Source organism: Kitasatospora sp. NPDC002965, assembly GCF_040611255.1.
GTDB lineage: Bacteria > Actinomycetota > Actinomycetes > Streptomycetales > Streptomycetaceae > Kitasatospora.
Window position 1 is genome coordinate 1 of the sequence record NZ_JBEXNT010000024.1, and the last position, 17,783, is coordinate 17,783.

Annotated in this window: 9 protein-coding genes; 3 read left to right on the top strand and 6 right to left on the bottom strand. The window is 73.2% G+C overall.

Going from position 1 to position 17,783, the window contains the following annotated elements; translation table 11 throughout:
• Nucleotides 1-4,660 (top strand): pentapeptide repeat-containing protein (locus ABZY91_RS12885; RefSeq protein ID WP_355402014.1); only part of this gene is annotated, 4,660 nt, incomplete at its 5' end.
• A gap of 84 nt (nucleotides 4,661-4,744) precedes the next feature.
• The gene (locus tag ABZY91_RS12890; RefSeq protein WP_355402016.1) at nucleotides 4,745-5,245 is read left to right on the top strand and encodes a DUF5990 family protein; all 501 of its coding nucleotides are present in this window, start codon (nucleotides 4,745-4,747) and stop codon (nucleotides 5,243-5,245) included.
• An 85-nt stretch (nucleotides 5,246-5,330) separates the two neighbouring features.
• On the opposite strand, the gene ABZY91_RS12895 is transcribed toward ABZY91_RS12890, so the two are convergent.
• From ABZY91_RS12895 to tsaD, 3 genes are all read right to left on the bottom strand, one after another.
• A complete protein-coding gene (locus tag ABZY91_RS12895; protein ID WP_355402018.1) occupies nucleotides 5,331-7,637 on the bottom strand; it encodes a collagenase in 2,307 nt (768 codons plus the stop codon).
• 266 nt (nucleotides 7,638-7,903) lie between these two features.
• Nucleotides 7,904-10,228: a collagenase gene (locus ABZY91_RS12900; protein WP_355402020.1), complete on the bottom strand. Its 2,325-nt coding sequence runs from the start codon at nucleotides 10,226-10,228 to the stop codon at nucleotides 7,904-7,906.
• Between the two features lie 245 nt (nucleotides 10,229-10,473).
• A complete protein-coding gene (tsaD, locus tag ABZY91_RS12905) occupies nucleotides 10,474-11,526 on the bottom strand; it encodes a tRNA (adenosine(37)-N6)-threonylcarbamoyltransferase complex transferase subunit TsaD (protein WP_355402116.1) in 1,053 nt (350 codons plus the stop codon).
• A gap of 203 nt (nucleotides 11,527-11,729) precedes the next feature.
• Between tsaD and ABZY91_RS12910 the strand changes: the two genes are divergently transcribed.
• The gene (locus tag ABZY91_RS12910) at nucleotides 11,730-12,332 is read left to right on the top strand and encodes a superoxide dismutase (protein WP_329876732.1); all 603 of its coding nucleotides are present in this window, start codon (nucleotides 11,730-11,732) and stop codon (nucleotides 12,330-12,332) included.
• 188 nt (nucleotides 12,333-12,520) lie between these two features.
• Here ABZY91_RS12910 and meaB read toward each other — a convergent pair whose 3' ends face one another.
• Genes meaB through ABZY91_RS12925 form a run of 3 tightly spaced genes read right to left on the bottom strand, consistent with a single transcriptional unit; the run spans nucleotide 12,521 to nucleotide 17,651 of the window.
• Complete coding sequence (gene meaB, locus ABZY91_RS12915; RefSeq protein WP_329876730.1) at nucleotides 12,521-13,519, bottom strand: methylmalonyl Co-A mutase-associated GTPase MeaB; 999 nt, start codon at nucleotides 13,517-13,519, stop codon at nucleotides 12,521-12,523.
• A gap of 11 nt (nucleotides 13,520-13,530) precedes the next feature.
• Entirely contained in the window at nucleotides 13,531-15,735 is a 2,205-nt protein-coding gene (scpA, locus tag ABZY91_RS12920) for a methylmalonyl-CoA mutase (RefSeq protein WP_329876728.1), read from the bottom strand.
• The gene (locus tag ABZY91_RS12925; protein ID WP_355402023.1) at nucleotides 15,735-17,651 is read right to left on the bottom strand and encodes a methylmalonyl-CoA mutase family protein; all 1,917 of its coding nucleotides are present in this window, start codon (nucleotides 17,649-17,651) and stop codon (nucleotides 15,735-15,737) included. The genes scpA and ABZY91_RS12925 overlap by 1 nt, the downstream gene beginning before the upstream one ends.
• Between the last annotated feature and the right edge of the window lie 132 nt (nucleotides 17,652-17,783).

The window sequence follows — 17,783 nt, forward strand, 5'->3', positions numbered from 1 at the left end:
GGCCGGCTCCCGGCCGACCGCCGCCCGCCCGGCCCGCGGCGGCCCGGACGCCGAACCGCTCCGCGACGTCGACCGGTTCACCCGGCTGACCGCGCCCCGGCTCCACCTGCTGCTGCACGGCCCGGCCGCCGCCCGCGGCGCCGTCGGGCCGCTCACCACCTCGGCCGGCGAGGTGACCGTGGTCGGGGCCCCGGCCGCGGGCGGCCACCAGTTGCTCCGGCTCACCCGCGACGGGCTGACCCGCTGGTCCGCCCCGGACGCCGAGCCCCAGCAGGTGGCCGTCCCCTGGCGCCGGGCCGGGCGGGCGTTCCCGGTGCCCGAGCCGGCCGGCCCGGCCCCGACCGTCGAACCGCCGCAGGTGGACGAGGCCCGCCCCGCCGCCGGGGCGGAGCGCGAGACCCGCAGGCTGACCTCGCCGGTGGACGCCCTGCTGGCCCGGGTCGCCGAGGTTTGCCGCACCCGCCACCAGGGTGCCCAGATCCGGGAGGTGGCCGGATCCCCGCCGCAGCTCTTCGTCACCTGGGCCGAGTCCGGCCTGGTCCGCCAGCAGCGGGTGGCGGTCAGCGTGCGGACCCCGACCGTGGAGGACGTCGACCGCTTCGCCGACGAGGTGCACGCCGACGGCGCCGGCCTGGACGCCGAACTCGTCCACGACGGCCCGCCGCCGCCCCGGGTGCTGCGCGAGCGGGCCCGGCGCCGGGGGGTGCGGCTGCGCAGCTTCGTGGAGTTCCAGGGCCTGCTGGACCTGCGCGACTACGTCTCCGCCCAGAGCGAGCGGCTCAGCACCGACAGCCAGTACCAGCCCGGCCTCTACCTGCCGCAGCGCTTCCGGGACGCCGAGCGCCCCGGCGTCCAGGAGCGCGAGGGCCTGGTCGACGAGCTGCTCCGGCTGCTCGACTCCGACCACGGCCGGTTCGTCCTGCTGCTCGGGGACTTCGGCCGCGGCAAGACCTTCGCGCTGCGCGAGACGGCCCGCCGCATCCCCGCCGAACTCCCGCATCTGGCGCCGCTGTTCATCGACCTGAGCGCGCTCGACAAGGCGCACTCGCTGGACGGCCTGGTCGCCGCCCACCTCACCGAGCACGGCATCGACACCCTCGACCTGCGGGCGTTCCGCTACATGCTCCGGCAGGGCCGCGTCGTCCTGCTCTTCGACGGCTTCGACGAACTGGTCAACCGGGTCAGCTACGAGCGCGCCGCCGACCACCTCCAGGTGCTGCTGGACGCCGCCGTCGACAACGCCAAGATCGTCGTCACCAGCCGCACCCAGCACTTCAGCTCGCACGAGCAGGTGCTCACCGCGCTCGGCGAGCGGGTCGGCCTGCTCCCGCAGCGCCGGCTGGTCGCCGTCCAGGACTTCACCCCGCACCAGATCCGCGGCTACCTCGCCAACCGGTACGGCGACCCGGACGCCGCGGCCCGCCGGATGCGGCTGCTGGAAGCGATCCCCGACCTGCTCGCGCTCTGCCGCAACCCCCGGCTGCTCAGCTTCGTCGCCGACCTCGACCACGACCGGCTGCGCGCCGTGGCGGGCGCCGGCCGGGCGCTCAGCGCCGCCGGCCTCTACCAGGAGGTCTTCACCTCCTGGCTGAGGTTCGAGGAGCAGCGCGGCCACGGCGGCCCGGGCGCCGCCCCCGGCCTGCGCCTGGACCAGCTCTGGCAGGCCGTCACGCTGCTCGCGGTGCGGCTCTGGGAGAGCGGCCGGGTCTCCATGGCGCTCGACGAGATCGTGGACATCGCCGGGGTGCTGAGCGGTCTGGCGGAGAACCCGATGCCCACCTCGCAGTTCGCGCACGCGGTCGGCTCCGGCAGCCTGCTGATCCGCTCCGACGAGGGCATGTTCCACTTCATCCACGGCTCGGTGGTGGAGTGGCTGGTGGCCCGGGCCGCCGCGGCCGCCCTGGAGCGCGGCGAGACCGAGCTGCTCGCCCGCGGACCGCTCAGCCGGCTCGCCGTCGAGTTCCTCTGCGACCTCGCGGACCACCAGGTCTGCCAGCGCTGGGCCCGGTCCGTCCTGGACGGCGCCCACGAGGGCGGCGAGGCGGCCCGGCTCAACGCGGTCAAGGTGCTGGACCGGCTGCGGGTGCCCGCGCACACCGACCTGCGCGGCGCCACGCTGGCCGGCGAGGACCTCTCGCACCGCGACCTGTCCGGCGTCGACCTGTCCGGCGCCGACCTGACCGACGCCCGCCTGCTCGGGGCCGACCTGTCCGGCGCCGACCTGCGCGGCGCGACCCTGGCGGGCGCCCGGCTCGACGGCGCCGACCTGTCCGGCGCCGACCTGCGCTCCGCCGACCTGCGCGGCGCCCGCCTGGTCCGCACCGACCTGCGCGCCGCCCGGCTGCGCGGGAGCCGGTGGCAGCGGGCCGCGCTGATCTCCGCCGTCACCGACCCGGAGGTGCTGGCCGCGCCCGAGCTGCGGGCCGCCGCCATCGCCCCGGGGCTGCCCGTCGAGGCCGGGTTCAGCCCCTCCGAGGTCGGCGTCCCGTACGGGTTCGACGTGCGCTCCACCCGGCTGCCCGAACCCGTCGCCTTCAGCCCCGACGGCCGGTTGCTCGCGGTCGGCAGCGAGGACGGCAGCGTGCTGGTCTGCGACGCCGTCACCGGGGTCGCCCTGCGGACCCTCAAGGACCACATCGGCCGGGTCTACGCGGTCAAGTTCGCCGGTGACGTGCTGGCCACCGGCAGCGCCGACGGCACCGTCCGGCTCTGGGACCAGGTCTCCGGGGAGTGCCGGCACCGCCTCGACGTCCACGCCGGCGGGGTCTGGCCGGTCTCCCTCGGGCCGTCCGGCCGACTGGTCGCCACCGGCGACCCGAACGGCGTGGTCACCCTCTGGGACACCGGCACCGGCCGCCCGCTGCACCGCCTGCCCGGTCACGACGCGCCCGTCTACACGGCGGTGTTCAGCCCCGACGGCGCCCAACTGGTCACCGGTGACCAGGGCGGCGGGGCGCGGCTCTGGTCCACCGCCACCGGCCGGCGGCTCGCCGTGCTCCCCGGCCACCGGGGCACCGTCTACCGGTGCGCGTTCAGCCCGGACGGCACCCTGATCGCCACCGCCGACGGCGGCGACGGCACCGGCGGCACCGTGCGGATCTGGGAGGCGGCCGGACGACGCCTGCTGCACACCCTGCCGGGCCACGCCGGGCGGATCTACACGCTGGCCTTCCACCCCGACGGCGACCTGCTCGCCAGCGGCGACACCGAGGGCCAGGTCCGGCTCTGGAACCCGCTCGACGGCACGACCGCCGGCCGGCCCGAGGACTCGACCGGCAAGATCTACCAGGTCACCTTCGACGAGGCCGGCACCCGGCTCGCCGCGAGCGACAGCGACGGCGGGGTGCGGATCTGGCGGGTCACCCGGATCCCCCGGGCGGACGGCGCCGGTCGGTCGGGCGGGGAGCCGGCGGCCCGGGGCGGCCACGAGGTGGTGCCGCTGCGCCGTCAGCCGCCCGAGCACCGGGGCTCGGTCTGGGCCTGCCGGTTCCGCCCGGGCGCGGGCCGGGGCAGCGCGGAGACCGACGCCCTGCTGGTCACCGGCGGGAACGACGGACTGGTCCGGCTCTGGGACCCGGCCTCCGGCCGCAGCCGCCAGCTGCTGCGCGGCCACGGCCGCCGGATCGGCTCGCTCAGCTTCAGCGGTGACGGCACCCTGCTGGCGGCCGGCGGCAACGACGGCGTGGTCCGGCTCTGGGAGCCGGCCACGGGCCGCCGGGTGCGCGAACTCTCCGGCCGCAGCAGCCGGCTGGTCTCCGCCGAGTTCAGCCCGGAGGAGGCGATCCTGGCCACCGCCACCAACGACGGCGACCTCTGCCTCTGGAACGCCCGGACCGGCGAGTACCTGCGCGAGATGGACGTCGAGACCGAGCACGTCTGGGCCGAGGCGTTCAGCCCCGACGGGGTCCTCGTGGCCACCGCCAACGACGACGACACCGTCCGCGTCTGGTACCGCCGCACCGGCGCCCACCTCATCACCCTGCGCGAGCACCGGGGCCGGGTCCGCTCCATCGCGTTCAGCCCGGACGGCCGGCGGCTGTTCACCGGCTGCGACGACAGCAGGGTCCGGATCTCCGACGTCGACACCGGCCGGGTCGAGGCCGAACTCGACGGCCACACCGACCGGGTGTACGCCGTCTCACCGGCACCCGACGGCTCCTGGCTGGCCAGCGCCTCGTGGGACGGCACCACCCTGATCTGGGGCGACGGCGTCGTCCGGCACCGGCTGACCGGCCACGTCGGGCGGCTCTGGACCGCCGCGGCCCACCCGTCCCGGCCGCTGCTCGCCACCGCGGGGGACGACCGGGTGGTCCGGGTCTGGGACCCGCGCACCGGCGAGCAGGTGGCCGGCCTGCGCGGCCACACCGGCCGGATCCTCGCGGTCACCTTCAGCCCGGACGGCTCGTTGCTGGCCAGCGGCGGCGAGGACGGCACCGTGCGGCTCTGGCGCGTCCGGGCCGACGGCCGGCCCACCGCGCTCGCCACCCTGCTCGGGGCCCCGGACGGCTGGGCGGCGCTGCTGCCCTCCGGTGCGTACAAGTGCGAGGGCGACGTGGCCGGGGAGTTCTGGCACGCCGTCGGCATGTGCCGGTTCGAGCCCGGCGAGCTGGACACCCACCTCCCGGGCGTCCACCGGCTCCCCCCGGAGGAGGAGTTGTGAGCGGCCGTTCCGGGTGAGCCTCCGTTCCGGGTGAGCCGCCGTCGATGAGCCGGTGTCGTCGGTGCGTGCGGGCAGGATGAGGGCATGCCGAGCACGAGCACGACCACGAGCACCGTCCGCCTTCGCATCGAGGCCACCGACCTCCCGGGCCGCAGCTGCGCCCCGGTCCCCGGGTTCCCCGGGTACACCGCCGTCCAGGTGGGTGTGCAGCGCAAGGGGAGGCCCGGGGAACTGCTCGACCCGGTGGCGGGGGACGCGGACGGGGCGGTCTGGACGGTGGAGTGCACCGTGAAGCCCGGCCCGGCCGGCCCGGACCTGCTGGGCCCGTACGTGCAGGGCGGCCCGGGCGCCCGGTTCGTCTACCTCACCTGGCTCACCCCGGGCCCGGACGGCCCCGCGCTGCTCCGCCGCGCCAAGCTGTTCCTGGACGCCGTCCCGCCGGCCACCCTCGGCGCGGCGGTGCGCGGCGGGCTGCTGGTGGGCCGGCTCGGGCTGACCGACGCGAAGGGCCACCCGCTCTGCGGGGCGGTCCGCCCGCCGGTGATCGCCTGGTCGGCCGGGGGCGGTGGGGGAGCCGCGGCATGACGGAGGGCCCCGCCGGTCCTGGGTTCAAGGGGTGCGGCGGGGCCCTGCTCGTGCGGCGGATCCCGGGGGGTTCCGGTGGAGCGGCCTACTGGTAGGTCACGGTGGCGCCGGCGCCGCTGAAGTTCTGCTGCCCGGCGGCGAGGCTGAAGTAGACCCAGCCGGACGGCGGGTTGTTGATCGTCAGGGTCTCGTTGTTGCCGGCGTTGGTGGACTTCGCCTGGTACGAGGAGGTGGTGGCCCAGTTGCTGCCGCTGTAGTAGAGGTCGGCGTTGCCGGTGCCGCCGGTGGTGGTGACGGTCAGCTGCTGGACGCCGGCCGGCAGGTACAGGAAGTGGTAGCTGTAGTTGCCGGCGGTGGCGGTGAGGTTCTCGCGGCGGCAGTTCTTGTCGAACTGGCGCGGGTCGGCGATGGTGCAGACCGGGGTGGTCGGGGCGACCGGGGCGTCCGGCAGCGTGCCGCAGCCGTTGGTCGCGCAGGCGGTCAGCCAGGCGTCGAAGCCGGCGTCGTAGCTGGTGCCGATGGTCTGCTTCAGGAAGGTGCGGGCACCCTCCCAGTCACCGGCGCGGTACTTGGTGAGCACGGTCTCGATGTCCGCGCGGTGCTCCTGGAGCATGTAGCGGACGGCCAGCCAGCCCCACTTGTAGACCCGGGTCGAGTTGACGTCGGGGTCCGCCTCCTGGCCGTAGACGGTGTCGAACAGCTGGCTGAGCTTGTAGGTCTTCTTGGCGGCCTCGGCGATCGCGTCGGTGTTGGGCAGGTTGCGGTAGCCGAACGAGATGTTCTCGGCGATGCCCTCGACCCACCAGATGGTCGGGGTGGTCAGGCTGGCGTCGAAGTCGCCGGCCATGTTGTAGCGGCCGTCGAGGTAGTGGGTGTACTCGTGGTTGAGGTTCCAGATGTGGAAGGTCGGGCGGAGCCAGTCGGCCTCGTGGGCGATGAAGCGGGCCTGGTTGCCGGGCAGGGCCGGGTTGCCCTCCTCGTACATGCCGCCGTTGTCGATGTCGATGTTGTAGAAGGCCCAGGCGTACAGCGCGTAGTTGTAGTAGTCGTCGAAGGCGACGACCTCCAGGTCGGTGTTCACGTCACCGGGGATCGCGCCCTTGTCGCCGATCACCTTGTGGAAGTACGCGTCCTGGTTGATCAGGCTGGTGCAGGTGCTGGTCAGCTGCGCGGGGGACATGTCCTGGGCGCGGATCTTCAGGCCCGTGTTGCAGGTGCGCTGGATCGGGAGGATGACCGGGAGCAGGCGGTCCGTCAGGTCGCAGATGGCGTAGGCCGCGCAGTTGCCCTTGTCGAACTGGCGGGTGGCCCAGGCCAGGTTCATGGTGATCGGCGCGGTGGGGCCGACGTTCGGGTACCGGTTGATCAGGTCCTTGAGCAGCGGCCGGAGCCGGTCCTTGAGCTCGGGGACGACGAGGGCGTAGCCGAGGTAGCGGCCCATGTTGCTGACCATGTCGTCACGGTTCAGCAGGTCCTCGTTGCGGGTGATGAAGCCCGACCAGGCGTCGAGGAGCGAGGAGTCGGCCTTGAGCGCGGCCTTGAGGCCCTGGCCGTCCTTCTCGGGCTTGGGGTCGAGGCCTTCCTCGATGAGCCAGTCGAAGTGCTTCAGCGAGAGGTTCATCAGCCGGGGCCAGTTGCCGTCGTAGCTGTTCAGCATCCACTTGAGGACGCCGTTGTACCGGCCGAAGGTCCTGGTCTGGCCGATCACCGTGACGACCTCGTTGAGGGTGTCGCCGTTGGCGTCGGTGATGTCCTTGCTGTGCGGGGCGGCGAAGAAGGCGTCGAGCGCGCCGCGGGCCGCGGTCTCCAGGGTCGGACCGTAGGCGCCGACGGCGTCCGGGAGGACCTCGTGGAGGTAGTAGCCGGCGCGCAGGTACATCACCAACTGCCCGACGGAGGTGCTGTTGTCGCCCGGGTAGGTCGCGGAGGCGTCGCGCAGCGCGTTGGCGACGGTCACCATCTTGGCTTCGCCGAAGGCCTTGCCGGCGTCGGCTCCGGTGAGCTGGAACAGCGGGTAGGCGCAGGGGACGTTCGGCAGTGCCTTGAGCTGCTGGACCAACGCGCTGCCCGTGGCGTTGATCAGTTCGGAGAGGTTGGGACACGGCTCCCCGGCGGCGGCCGAGAACTGCTTGGCCGCCTTGAGGGGCTCGGTGACCGGAACGGCGGGGACGGCGGACTGCTTGCCGTAGTCCTGCGAGGAGAGCTTGAAGGGGCTGTTGTTCCTGGCCTCGGGCGACTTGGGGACCGGGATCGACCGCGGCGCCGAGGTGGTGGTTCCGGTGGCGTTCACGCCGGCCGGGGCCGTGGCGCCGACGGGCGCGGCCTGGCTCTGCGGTGTGAACAGGCCGAGCGCGATGAAGAAGGCCGCGCCGAGCGCAGGGAGTCTGCGCACGTTGGCCGTTGATATCCGGGAGGGACGCATCTGTGGGGGCCTCCGGGGCCGTTGTGACCGCGCGTTGGGGCACGCGGCCAATCGATGTGTGACATGTAAAATGGCACATGTCGCATGGCGCCGGGAAGGGCCCGGACCGGATTGGCGTTCGCCGCAACCGAAACGTTGTCAGATCACACGGCCGGAGGGCCCCGCCGGTGCGGCGGGGCCCTCCGGGTCCGTGGGAACGCGCTGCTCGGCGACGCGTGCCGTCGAGCGGTCGCGGACTACTGGTACGTGGTGGTGGCGCTCACGCCGCCGAAGCCCTGCTGGGCCGCGAGGCTGAAGTAGACCCAGCCGGACGGCGGGTTGTTGACCGTCAGGGTCTCGTTGTTGCCGGCGTTGGTGGACTTCGCCTGGTACGAGGAGGTGGTGGCCCAGTTGCTGCCGCCGTAGTAGAGGTCGGCGTTGCCGGTGCCGCCGGTGGTGGTGACGGTCAGCTGCTTGACGCCGGCCGGCAGGTACAGGAAGTGGTAGCTGTAGTTGCCGGTGGCGGCCGCGAGGTTGTCGCGGCGGCAGTTCTTGTCGAACTGGCGCGGGTCGGCGATGGTGCAGACCGGGGCCTGGGAGGTCGGCAGGGTGCCGCAGTTGTCGGCCGCGCAGGCGGTCAGCCAGGTCGCGAAGTCGGCGTCGTACCTGGTGCCGATCGTGCTCTTGAGGAGGGTGCGGGCGCCGGCCCAGTCGGCCGCGCGGTACTTGGCGAGCACCGCGTTCAGGTCCTCGGGGTGCGACTGGAGCATGTAACGGACCGCCAGGTAGCCCCACCGGTAGACCCGGGTGGAGTTGACGTCGGCGTCGGGGGTCTGGTCGTAGACGGTGTCGAACAGCTCGCTGAGCTTGTACGTCTTCTTGCCGGCCTCCGCGATCGCACCGGCGTTGCGCTCGTTCCGGTAGTGGTACGAGACGTACTCGGCGATGCCCTCGACCCACCAGATGGTCGGGGTGGTCATGCCGGCGTTGAAGTCGCCGCCCATGTTGTAGCGGCCGTCGAGGTAGTGGGTGTACTCGTGGTTGAGGTTCCAGATCTGGAACTGCGGGCGCAGCCAGTCGGCCTCGTGGGCGATGAAGCGGGCCTGGTTGCCGGCCTTGCTCGGGTCGCCCTCCTCGTACATGCCGCCGTTGTCGGTGTCGATGTTGTACATGATCCAGGCGTACAGCTTGTAGTTGTAGTAGTCGTCGAAGGCGACGACCTCCAGGTTGGTGTTCAGGTCACCGGGGACGGCGCCGTTGTCCTTGATCACCTTGTGGAAGAACGCGTCCTGGTTGACCAGGCTGGTGCAGGTGTCGGCCAGCTCGGTGGCGCTCATCTGCTGGGCGCGGATCCGCAGGTTGGGGTTGCAGGTCTGGGTGTTGACGAGGACCAGCGGGACGAGCCGGGTCGGCAGGTCGCAGGTGCCGTAGTACGAGCAGTTGCCCTTGTCCGCGTCCTCCGTGAACCAGACCAGGTTCATGGTGAGCGGACCGGTGGCGCCGACCAGCGGGTAGCGGTTGATCAGGTCCTTGACCAGCGGGCGGCCCTGGGCCTTCAGCGCGTCGACGGTGAGCAGGTTGCCGAGCTGCATGCCGATCCGGGTGGCGACGTCGCCGCCGTCCAGCTGGGCGGCGTTGCGGGTGACGAAGGCGGCCCAGGTGGTGGCGACGGTCGGGTCGGCCTGGAGGGCCGCGATGAAGCCGGTGTCGCCGTACTTCAGGTCGAACCCGCCCTCGATGACCCACTCGACGTGGTCCACGGCGAGCTTCATCGAGGCAGGCCAGTTGCTGCCGTAACCGGCGAGCAGGCGCTTGACGACGCCGGCGTACCGGCCGTTCTCGTCGGCGCTGTCGATGAGGGTGACGGCCTCGTTGAGGGTGGCGCCGTTGGCCTCGGTGACGTCCTGGCTGCGCGGGGCGGCGAAGAAGGCGTCCAGCGCGCCGCGGATCGAGGTCTGCAGCGCGGTGCCGTATGGGCCGACGGCGGCCTCGTTGTTCCCCTGCACGTAGTAGCCGGCGCGGAGGAACATCACCAGCTGGCCGATGCCCGCGCCGTTGTTGCCCGCGTACGTGGCCGAGGCGGTGCGCAGCGCGTCGGCCACGGTGACCATCTGGGCCTCGCGGAAGACCTTCCCGGCGTCCGTCCCGGTGAGGTTGAACAGCGGGTAGGTGCAGGTGACGTCGGGCAGCGCCTTGAGCGACTGGACGAGTGCGCTGCCCGAGGCGCCCAGCACGCCGGAGAGGTTGCAGTCCACCGCTGCCGGGGCGGCCGAGAACTGCTTGGCGCTCGTGGCGGCGCCGGTGGCCGGGGGCGGGGTGACGGCCCGGACGGAGGTGTCCTTGCCGGCGCTCTCGGAGGCGAGCGGGCGGTTGCCGGTGTCGGCGTCGGGGGACTTGGGCACCGGGATCGCCTTCGGCGCGGGCGCGGAGGTGACTCCGGTGGCGGCCCTGGCCGCGGGGGAGGCCGCGCCGGCCGGGGCGGCCTGGCTCTGCGGTGCGAACAGGCCGAGGGCGATGAAGAAGGCGGCGCCGAGCGCAGGGAGTCTGCGCGCGCCGGCCTTGGATATGCGGAAGGGACGCATCTGTGGGGGCCTCCGGGGCCGTTCGGGGCCGCGTAGTTGGGGGACGCGGCCACTCGATGTGTGACATGTAAAATGGCACATGTCGCATCGTGTCGGGAAGGGCCCGGACGGGGTTTGTCCACCGTCGCAACCGAAACGTTGTCAGAGGGCTGTCAGACCGCAGGCGTGCCGGCCCCTCGGCCGCCGGTGTGACCGAGGGGCGTGCGGGCGCGCGAGTGTGCGGGCGCGCCGGTGTGCGGTCGGGGTCAGGCGGCCCGCGGGGCCGCGAGCGGCGTGAGCGCCGCGAACTCCAGCGGCGCCGACGGGTCGATCGACAGGTCGGCCGGCGCGGGCTCGGCGCCGGCCCGGACCAGCAGGTCGCCGATGGCCGCGACCATCGCCCCGTTGTCGGTGCACAGCCGCAGCGGCGGCACCCGCAGGGTGATCCCGGCGGAGGCGCAGCGCCGCTCGGCCAGCTCCCGGACCCGCGAGTTGGCCGCGACGCCGCCGACCACCACCAGGGTCCGGATCCCGTGGTCGGTGCAGGCCCTGACGGCCTTGCGGGTCAGCACGTCGGCGATCGCCTCCTGGAGCGCGGCGGCCGCGTCCGGGACGTGCGGCTCGGTGCCGGCCGCGCGGTGCGCCTCGACCCAACGGGCGGCGGCGGTCTTGAGGCCGGAGAAGGAGAACGCGTACGGGGCGTCGTTGCGGCCCGTCAGCGGGCGCGGGAAGCGCACGGCGCGCGGGTCGCCGTCGCGGGCGGCGCGGTCGATGGCCGGCCCGCCGGGGTAGGGCAGGTGCAGGATCCGGGCGACCTTGTCGAAGCACTCGCCGGCCGCGTCGTCCAGCGTGTCGCCGAGGTGGACGATCGGGTCGCGGGCGAGGTCGCGCACCAGCAGGAGCGAGGTGTGGCCGCCGGAGACGATGAGCACCACGCACGGGTTCGGCAGCGGTTCGCCGTCCAGCGTGGCGGCGGCCACGTGCCCGGCCAGGTGGTGGACGCCGTACAGCGGGACGCCGAGCGAGTACGCGTAGCCCTTGGCCGCCGCCACCCCGACCTGGAGCGCCCCGGACAGGCCCGGACCGGCCGTCACCGCCACGGCGCCGACGTCGGCCAGGGTGAGCCCGGCCCGGTCCAGCGCCTCGCGGACCACCGGCGCCATCGCGTGGACGTGCGCCCGGGCGGCGATCTCCGGCACCACGCCGCCGTAGCGGGCGTGTTCGTCCATGCTGGAGGCCACCGCCTGGCCGAGCAGCCGCCCGTCCTGCACGAGCCCGGCCCCGGTCTCGTCGCAGGACGACTCGATGCCCAGTACCACCGGCGATCCGGTCACCGTCGTCCACCCGCCCTTGCTGCTGAAAGTGCGTACCTGCAACCATTGTGCAATAGGAGTGAAGGGTGACGATCCCCGGGGTGTGAGGAATACGCAGGAGCCCTTGCTTAGTTTCTGCAACCGATACGCAATAGTGTGTTTCCGGCACGATCGTCACCGTTGAACTCGCCGAAAGGGGCCGTGTCCTGATGGGCACCTACTCGCTTCCCGACCTGCCGTACGACTACTCCGCTCTTGAGCGCGCGATGTCCGCCGAGATCCTGGAGCTGCACCACTCGAAGCACCACGCGGCGTACGTCAAGGGCGCCAACGACACCCTTGAGCAGCTGGCCGAGGCCCGTGACAAGGAGCAGTTCGGCGGCCTGGTCGGTCTCCAGAAGACCTTCGCCTTCCACCTCTCCGGCCACGTGCTGCACTCGCTGTTCTGGGAGAACCTCTCCCCGGAGGGCGGCGACCGTCCCGACGGCGCCCTCGCCGACGCGATCACCGAGCACTTCGGTTCGTTCGAGGCCTTCAAGAAGCAGCTGACCACCGCGACCGTCGGTGTGCAGGGTTCCGGCTGGGGCATCCTCTCCTGGGAGCCGCTGGGTCAGCGCCTGGTCGTCGAGCAGGTCTACGACCACCACGGCAACGTCGGCCAGGGCACCACCCCGCTGCTGGCCTTCGACGCCTGGGAGCACGCGTACTACCTGCAGTACCGCAACGTGCGCCCGGACTACGTCACCCGTCTGTGGGACGTCGTCAACTGGCAGGACGTCTCGACCCGCTTCGCGGCGGTCACGAGCGCCTGACCTTCCGGGTGAACCGCCCGTGAGCACCTGACCCGCGAGGGCGGGTGACGGAAGGCCCCCGACCGGCTACCTGCCCGGTCGGGGGCCTCTCCGTGTCACGGCGCTCCGTGGGACGCCGTGGCGGGCCGTCGGCGGGACGTCGCCCCGCCCCGGGCTCCCGCCGGGGCGCCCCCGGCCGTCGGTCCTCGTCAGTCCTCGTCGGGCGTCCGGAAGGCGTCCAGGATCCGCTGGGCCGCGAGCCCGGCCGGCAGGGTGCCCTCGCGGACCCGGTGTTCCAGGGCGGGGGCGAGCCGGCGGACCTCCGGGTGGGCGTGCAGCCGGGCGAGGAGCTGGTCGTGCACCATCGCCCAGGTCCACTCGACCTGCTGGTCGCGCCGCTTGGCGGCCAGCGCGCCGGTCGCGTCCAGCACCTTGCGGTGCTGCTGGAGCCGCTCCCAGAGGGTGTCCAGCCCGCTGCCGTCGCGGCCGGAACAGGTCAGCACCGGGGGCGTCCACGGCGCGTCCGGGGCCTGCAACAGCCTCAGCGCGCCGGCGAGTTCGCGGGCCGCCGCACGGGCCTCGGTCTCGTGCGGGCCGTCCGCCTTGTTGACCGCGATCACGTCGGCGAGCTCCAGCACGCCCTTCTTGATGCCCTGCAACTGGTCACCGGTGCGGGCCAGACTGAGCAGCAGGAAGCTGTCCACCATGCCCGCGACCGCGGTCTCCGACTGTCCGACGCCGACCGTCTCGATCAGCACGACGTCGTAGCCGGCGGCCTCCATCACCACCATCGACTCCCGGGTGGCCCGGGCCACCCCGCCGAGCGTGCCGGAGGTGGGGGACGGGCGGACGAACGCGGCCGGGTCGACGGCGAGGCGCTCCATCCGGGTCTTGTCACCCAGGATGGAACCGCCGGTCCGGCTGGAGGTCGGGTCGACGGCGAGCACCGCGACCCGGTGGCCGAGTCCGGTGAGCATGGTGCCGAAGGCATCGATGAAGGTCGACTTGCCGACACCGGGGACCCCGGTGATGCCCACCCGGACCGCCCCGCCCGCGTGCGGCAGCAGCATCGTCAGCAGCTGCTGCGCCAGCGCGCGGTGGTCGGGCCGGGTGGACTCGACGAGGGTGATGGCCCGCGCGACGTAGGCGCGCGAGCCCTCCCGCACGCCCGTCGCGTAGCTGTCGAGGTCGATCGTCCGGGGCGCCATCGCTCAGCGCCTCAGAGCTCGTGGCCGAGGTCGGCGGCGAGCGACTCCAGGAGGTCGTAGGCGGCGTCCGGGATCACCGTGCCGGGCGGGAAGACCGCCGCGGCACCCGCCGCGTACAGCGCCTCGAAGTCCTGCGGGGGGATCACCCCGCCGACCACGATGGTGATGTCCTCCCGGCCGGCCTCGGCCAGCTCGGCGCGCAGCGCCGGCACCAGCGTGAGGTGCCCGGCCGCCAGCGAGGAGACGCCGACGATGTGCACGTCCGCCTCGACCGCCTGGCGGGCCACCTCGGCGGGCGTCTGGAACAGCGGGCCGACGTCCACCGTGAAGCCGAGGTCGGCGAAGGCGGTGGCGATCACCTTCTGGCCGCGGTCGTGGCCGTCCTGGCCCATCTTGGCGACCAGGATGCGCGGTCGGCGGCCCTCGGCCCGCTCGAACCGCTCGACCAGGTCCCGGGTGCGCTGGAGGGGCGCCGACTGGCCCGCTTCGTCTCGGTACACACCCGAGATGGTACGGATCTGGCCCGAGTGCCGGCCGTACACCTTCTCCAGGGCGTCCGAGATCTCCCCGACGGTGGCCATGGCGCGGGCCGCGTTCACCGCGAGGTGGAGCAGGTTGCCGTCCAGCGATCCGCCGCGCTGCGGGCCGGCCTCGGCGGCGCGGGTCAGCGCGTGCAGGGCGGCCTGGGTGGCGGCCTCGTCGCGCTCGTCGCGCAGGCGGCGGAGCTTCTCGATCTGCCGGGTGCGCACCGAGGAGTTGTCGACCTTGAGCACCTCGATCTGCTCGTCGCTCTCCACCCGGTACTTGTTGACGCCGATCACCGGCTGGCGGCCGGAGTCGATCCGGGCCTGGGTGCGGGCGGCGGCCTCCTCGACGCGGAGCTTGGGGATGCCCGCGTCGATCGCCTTGGCCATGCCGCCGGCGGCCTCGACCTCCTGGATGTGCTGCCAGGCACGGTTGGCGAGGTCGTGGGTGAGCTTCTCGACGTACGCCGAGCCGCCCCACGGGTCGATGGCCCGGCAGGTGCCGGACTCCTGCTGGAGCAGCAGCTGGGTGTTGCGGGCGATCCGGGCCGAGAAGTCGGTCGGCAGCGCGAGCGCCTCGTCCAGCGCGTTGGTGTGCAGCGACTGGGTGTGGCCCTGGGTGGCGGCCATCGCCTCGACACAGGTGCGGGCGACGTTGTTGAACACGTCCTGGGCGGTCAGCGACCAGCCGGAGGTCTGCGAATGGGTGCGCAGCGAGAGCGACTTGGCGTTCTTCGGGTCGAACTGCTTGACCAGCTTGGCCCAGAGCAGGCGGGCCGCGCGGAGCTTGGCCACCTCCATGAAGAAGTTCATGCCGATGGCCCAGAAGAACGAGAGGCGCGGCGCGAACGCGTCCACGTCCAGCCCGACGTCCAGTCCGGCCCGCAGGTACTCCACGCCGTCGGCGAGGGTGTAGGCCAGCTCCAGGTCGGCCGTGGCCCCGGCCTCCTGGATGTGGTAGCCGGAGATGGAGATCGAGTTGTACCGGGGCATCTTCTGCGAGGTGTACGCGAAGATGTCCGAGATGATCCGCATCGACGGCTGCGGCGGGTAGATGTAGGTGTTGCGGACCATGAACTCCTTGAGGATGTCGTTCTGGATGGTCCCCGCCAGCTTCTCGGGCGGCACCCCCTGCTCCTCGGCCGCGACGATGTACAGCGCCAGCACGGGCAGCACCGCGCCGTTCATGGTCATCGACACCGACATGCGGTCCAGCGGGATGCCGTCGAAGAGCTGGCGCATGTCGTAGATGGAGTCGATCGCCACGCCCGCCATGCCGACGTCGCCGGTGACGCGCGGGTGGTCGCTGTCGTAGCCGCGGTGGGTCGGCAGGTCGAAGGCGACCGAGAGGCCCTTCTGACCGGCGGCCAGGTTCCGGCGGTAGAAGGCGTTGGACTCCTCCGCGGTGGAGAAGCCCGCGTACTGACGGACCGTCCACGGCTGGTTGACGTACATCGTCGGGTACGGGCCGCGCAGGTACGGGGCGATACCCGGGTAGGTGTCCAGGAAGTCCAGGCCGGCCAGGTCGGCGGAGGTGTACAGCGGCTTGACGCCGATGCCCTCGGGGGTGTCCCAGAGCAGCTCGTCGACGTCCTTGCCGGTGGCCTGCCGCCAGGCGTTGCGCCACTGGCCGTCGGTGACGTCCGCGCCGGCGTCCCCGTCCAGCCCGATTCCGGTGAAGTCGGGGATCATCACGCCACTCCGCTTTCGTCGAGGCTTTCCACGGGGATCTCGTCGGTGATCCGGTCCAGCAGGGCGGTCAGGGTCGCGACGGCGTCGCCGCCCGCGAAGACGAACTCGTCCACGCCGGCCGCCAGGTACGCCTCACGCTGCTCGCCGGGCCGCCCCGCGAGCAGCACCCGCTGCGCGCCGGCCGCCTTGAGCGCGGCGGCGACGGCCTCGGCCCGCTCGCCGTACAGCGCGTCGCTGGAGCAGAGGCAGGCGACCCGCGCGCCCGAGGCGGCGAACGCCTCGGCGAACGCGGCGGGTTCGGTGCCCTCCACCGAGGTGGTCGCGATGCCGCCGGCCTGGAACAGGTTGGCGGCGAAGGTGGTGCGCGCGGTGTGCGCTGCGGCGGAGCCGATCGAGGCGAGGAAGAGCCCGGGCCGGGCGCCGGTGGCCGCGAGGTACGCGTCCGAGCGGTCCCGCAGGGCCTCGTACGCCTCCGCGCGGCGCACCCTCGGCAGCCCGCCGCCCGGTGCGGCCGGGGCCGGCTCGCGGACCGGCGACTGCTCGCCCAGGTTCGGGAACTCGCTGACGCCGGTGACCGGTTCGCGCCGCTTGGCCAGTCGCACCGAGCGCTCCGCCCAGGTGGCCGCGATCCGCTCGCCGACCAGCCCGGACTCCAGTGCGGACCGCAGCCCGCCGGCGCGCTCGATCTCCTGGAACCACTCCCAGGCTGCGTGCGCCAGCTCGTCGGTCAGCCGCTCCACGTACCAGGAGCCGCCGGCCGGGTCGACGACCCGGGCCAGGTGCGACTCCTCCAGGAGGATGGACTGGGTGTTGCGGGCGATCCGGCGGGCGAAGGCGTCCGGCAGGCCGAGCGCGCTGTCGAACGGCTGGACGCTCACCGCGTCCGCCCCGCCGACCCCGGCGGCCAGGCAGGCGATCGTGGTGCGGAGCATGTTCACCCACGGGTCGCGGGCGGTCATCATCACCGCGGAGGTGACGGCGTGCTGGCGCTGTGCGGAGGACTCCGCGGCGGCGCCGGACACCTCGGCGACCCGGGACCAGAGCCGGCGCGCGGCCCGGAACTTGGCGATCGTCAGGAACTGGTCGGCGTCGGCCGCGTAGCGGAACTCCAGCTGGCCCAGCGCGGCGTCCACGGACAGCCCGGCGGCGGTCAGCGCACGCAGGTAGGCGACGCCGGTGGCCAGCGAGGCGCCGAGCTCCTGCGCGGGCGAGGCGCCGGCCTCGTGGTACGGCAGGGCGTCGACGGTCAGTGCGCGCAGGCCCGGGTAGTCCCCGGCGCAGCGGGCGGCGAGGGCGGTCGCCGCGGCGAGCAGTGCGTCGGTCCGTCCGGCCTCCCCGGTGCGGGCCTGCAGACCGAGCGGGTCGGCGCCGAGGTTGCCCGCGGCGGCGCTGGGGGAGACCTCGCGAACCTGGTAGAGCTGGAACAACTGTTCGGCCGCGTCCGGGAATTCGGGCCCCGCGTCGAGCACCACACCGGCCAGGTCGAGGTAGACGCCGGTCAGCGCCTCGGGCAGCGAGGCGACCGGCAGGCCGTTCCCGCCGAGCTCCAGCCAGAGCGAGCCTCCGCCGTGCTCCAGGTCGGCCAGCACCGCCTCGTTGGTCCGCCGGGCGTCCGGATGGGCGTGCCGCTGACGGATGTCCCAGCCCGTGACCGAACAGCCCTGGGGCCGGCTGCCGCGGACGAACGGCGGGAAGCCGGGGAGGCCGGGGTCGGCGGGGCCGTCCTCGGCGGTGTACAGCGGGCGGGCGCGCAGCCCGTCCTGGAGTGCGGTGGTGAGCGCCTGCTCGGCCGCTGCGCCGTCCGCGTGCTGCGCACCGGACTTGCGCAGCACACCCTCGACGAGGGTCTGCCACTGCTCTCGGTGTGCGGCCGGGAACTCGGCGGCCAGGGGGAGCCCTTCGGGCGGGACCGTCATGCCCGCAGGTTAGCGCTCCGTGGCAAGGCGTAGCAGGGGTGGATGGTGTGACCTTGCCCTCGCTGTGCACTCTGTTGCACTAACGGTGCCGCCGGTGTCACCGGGGCGGCGCGACGGGCTTGCCGCTGCTCC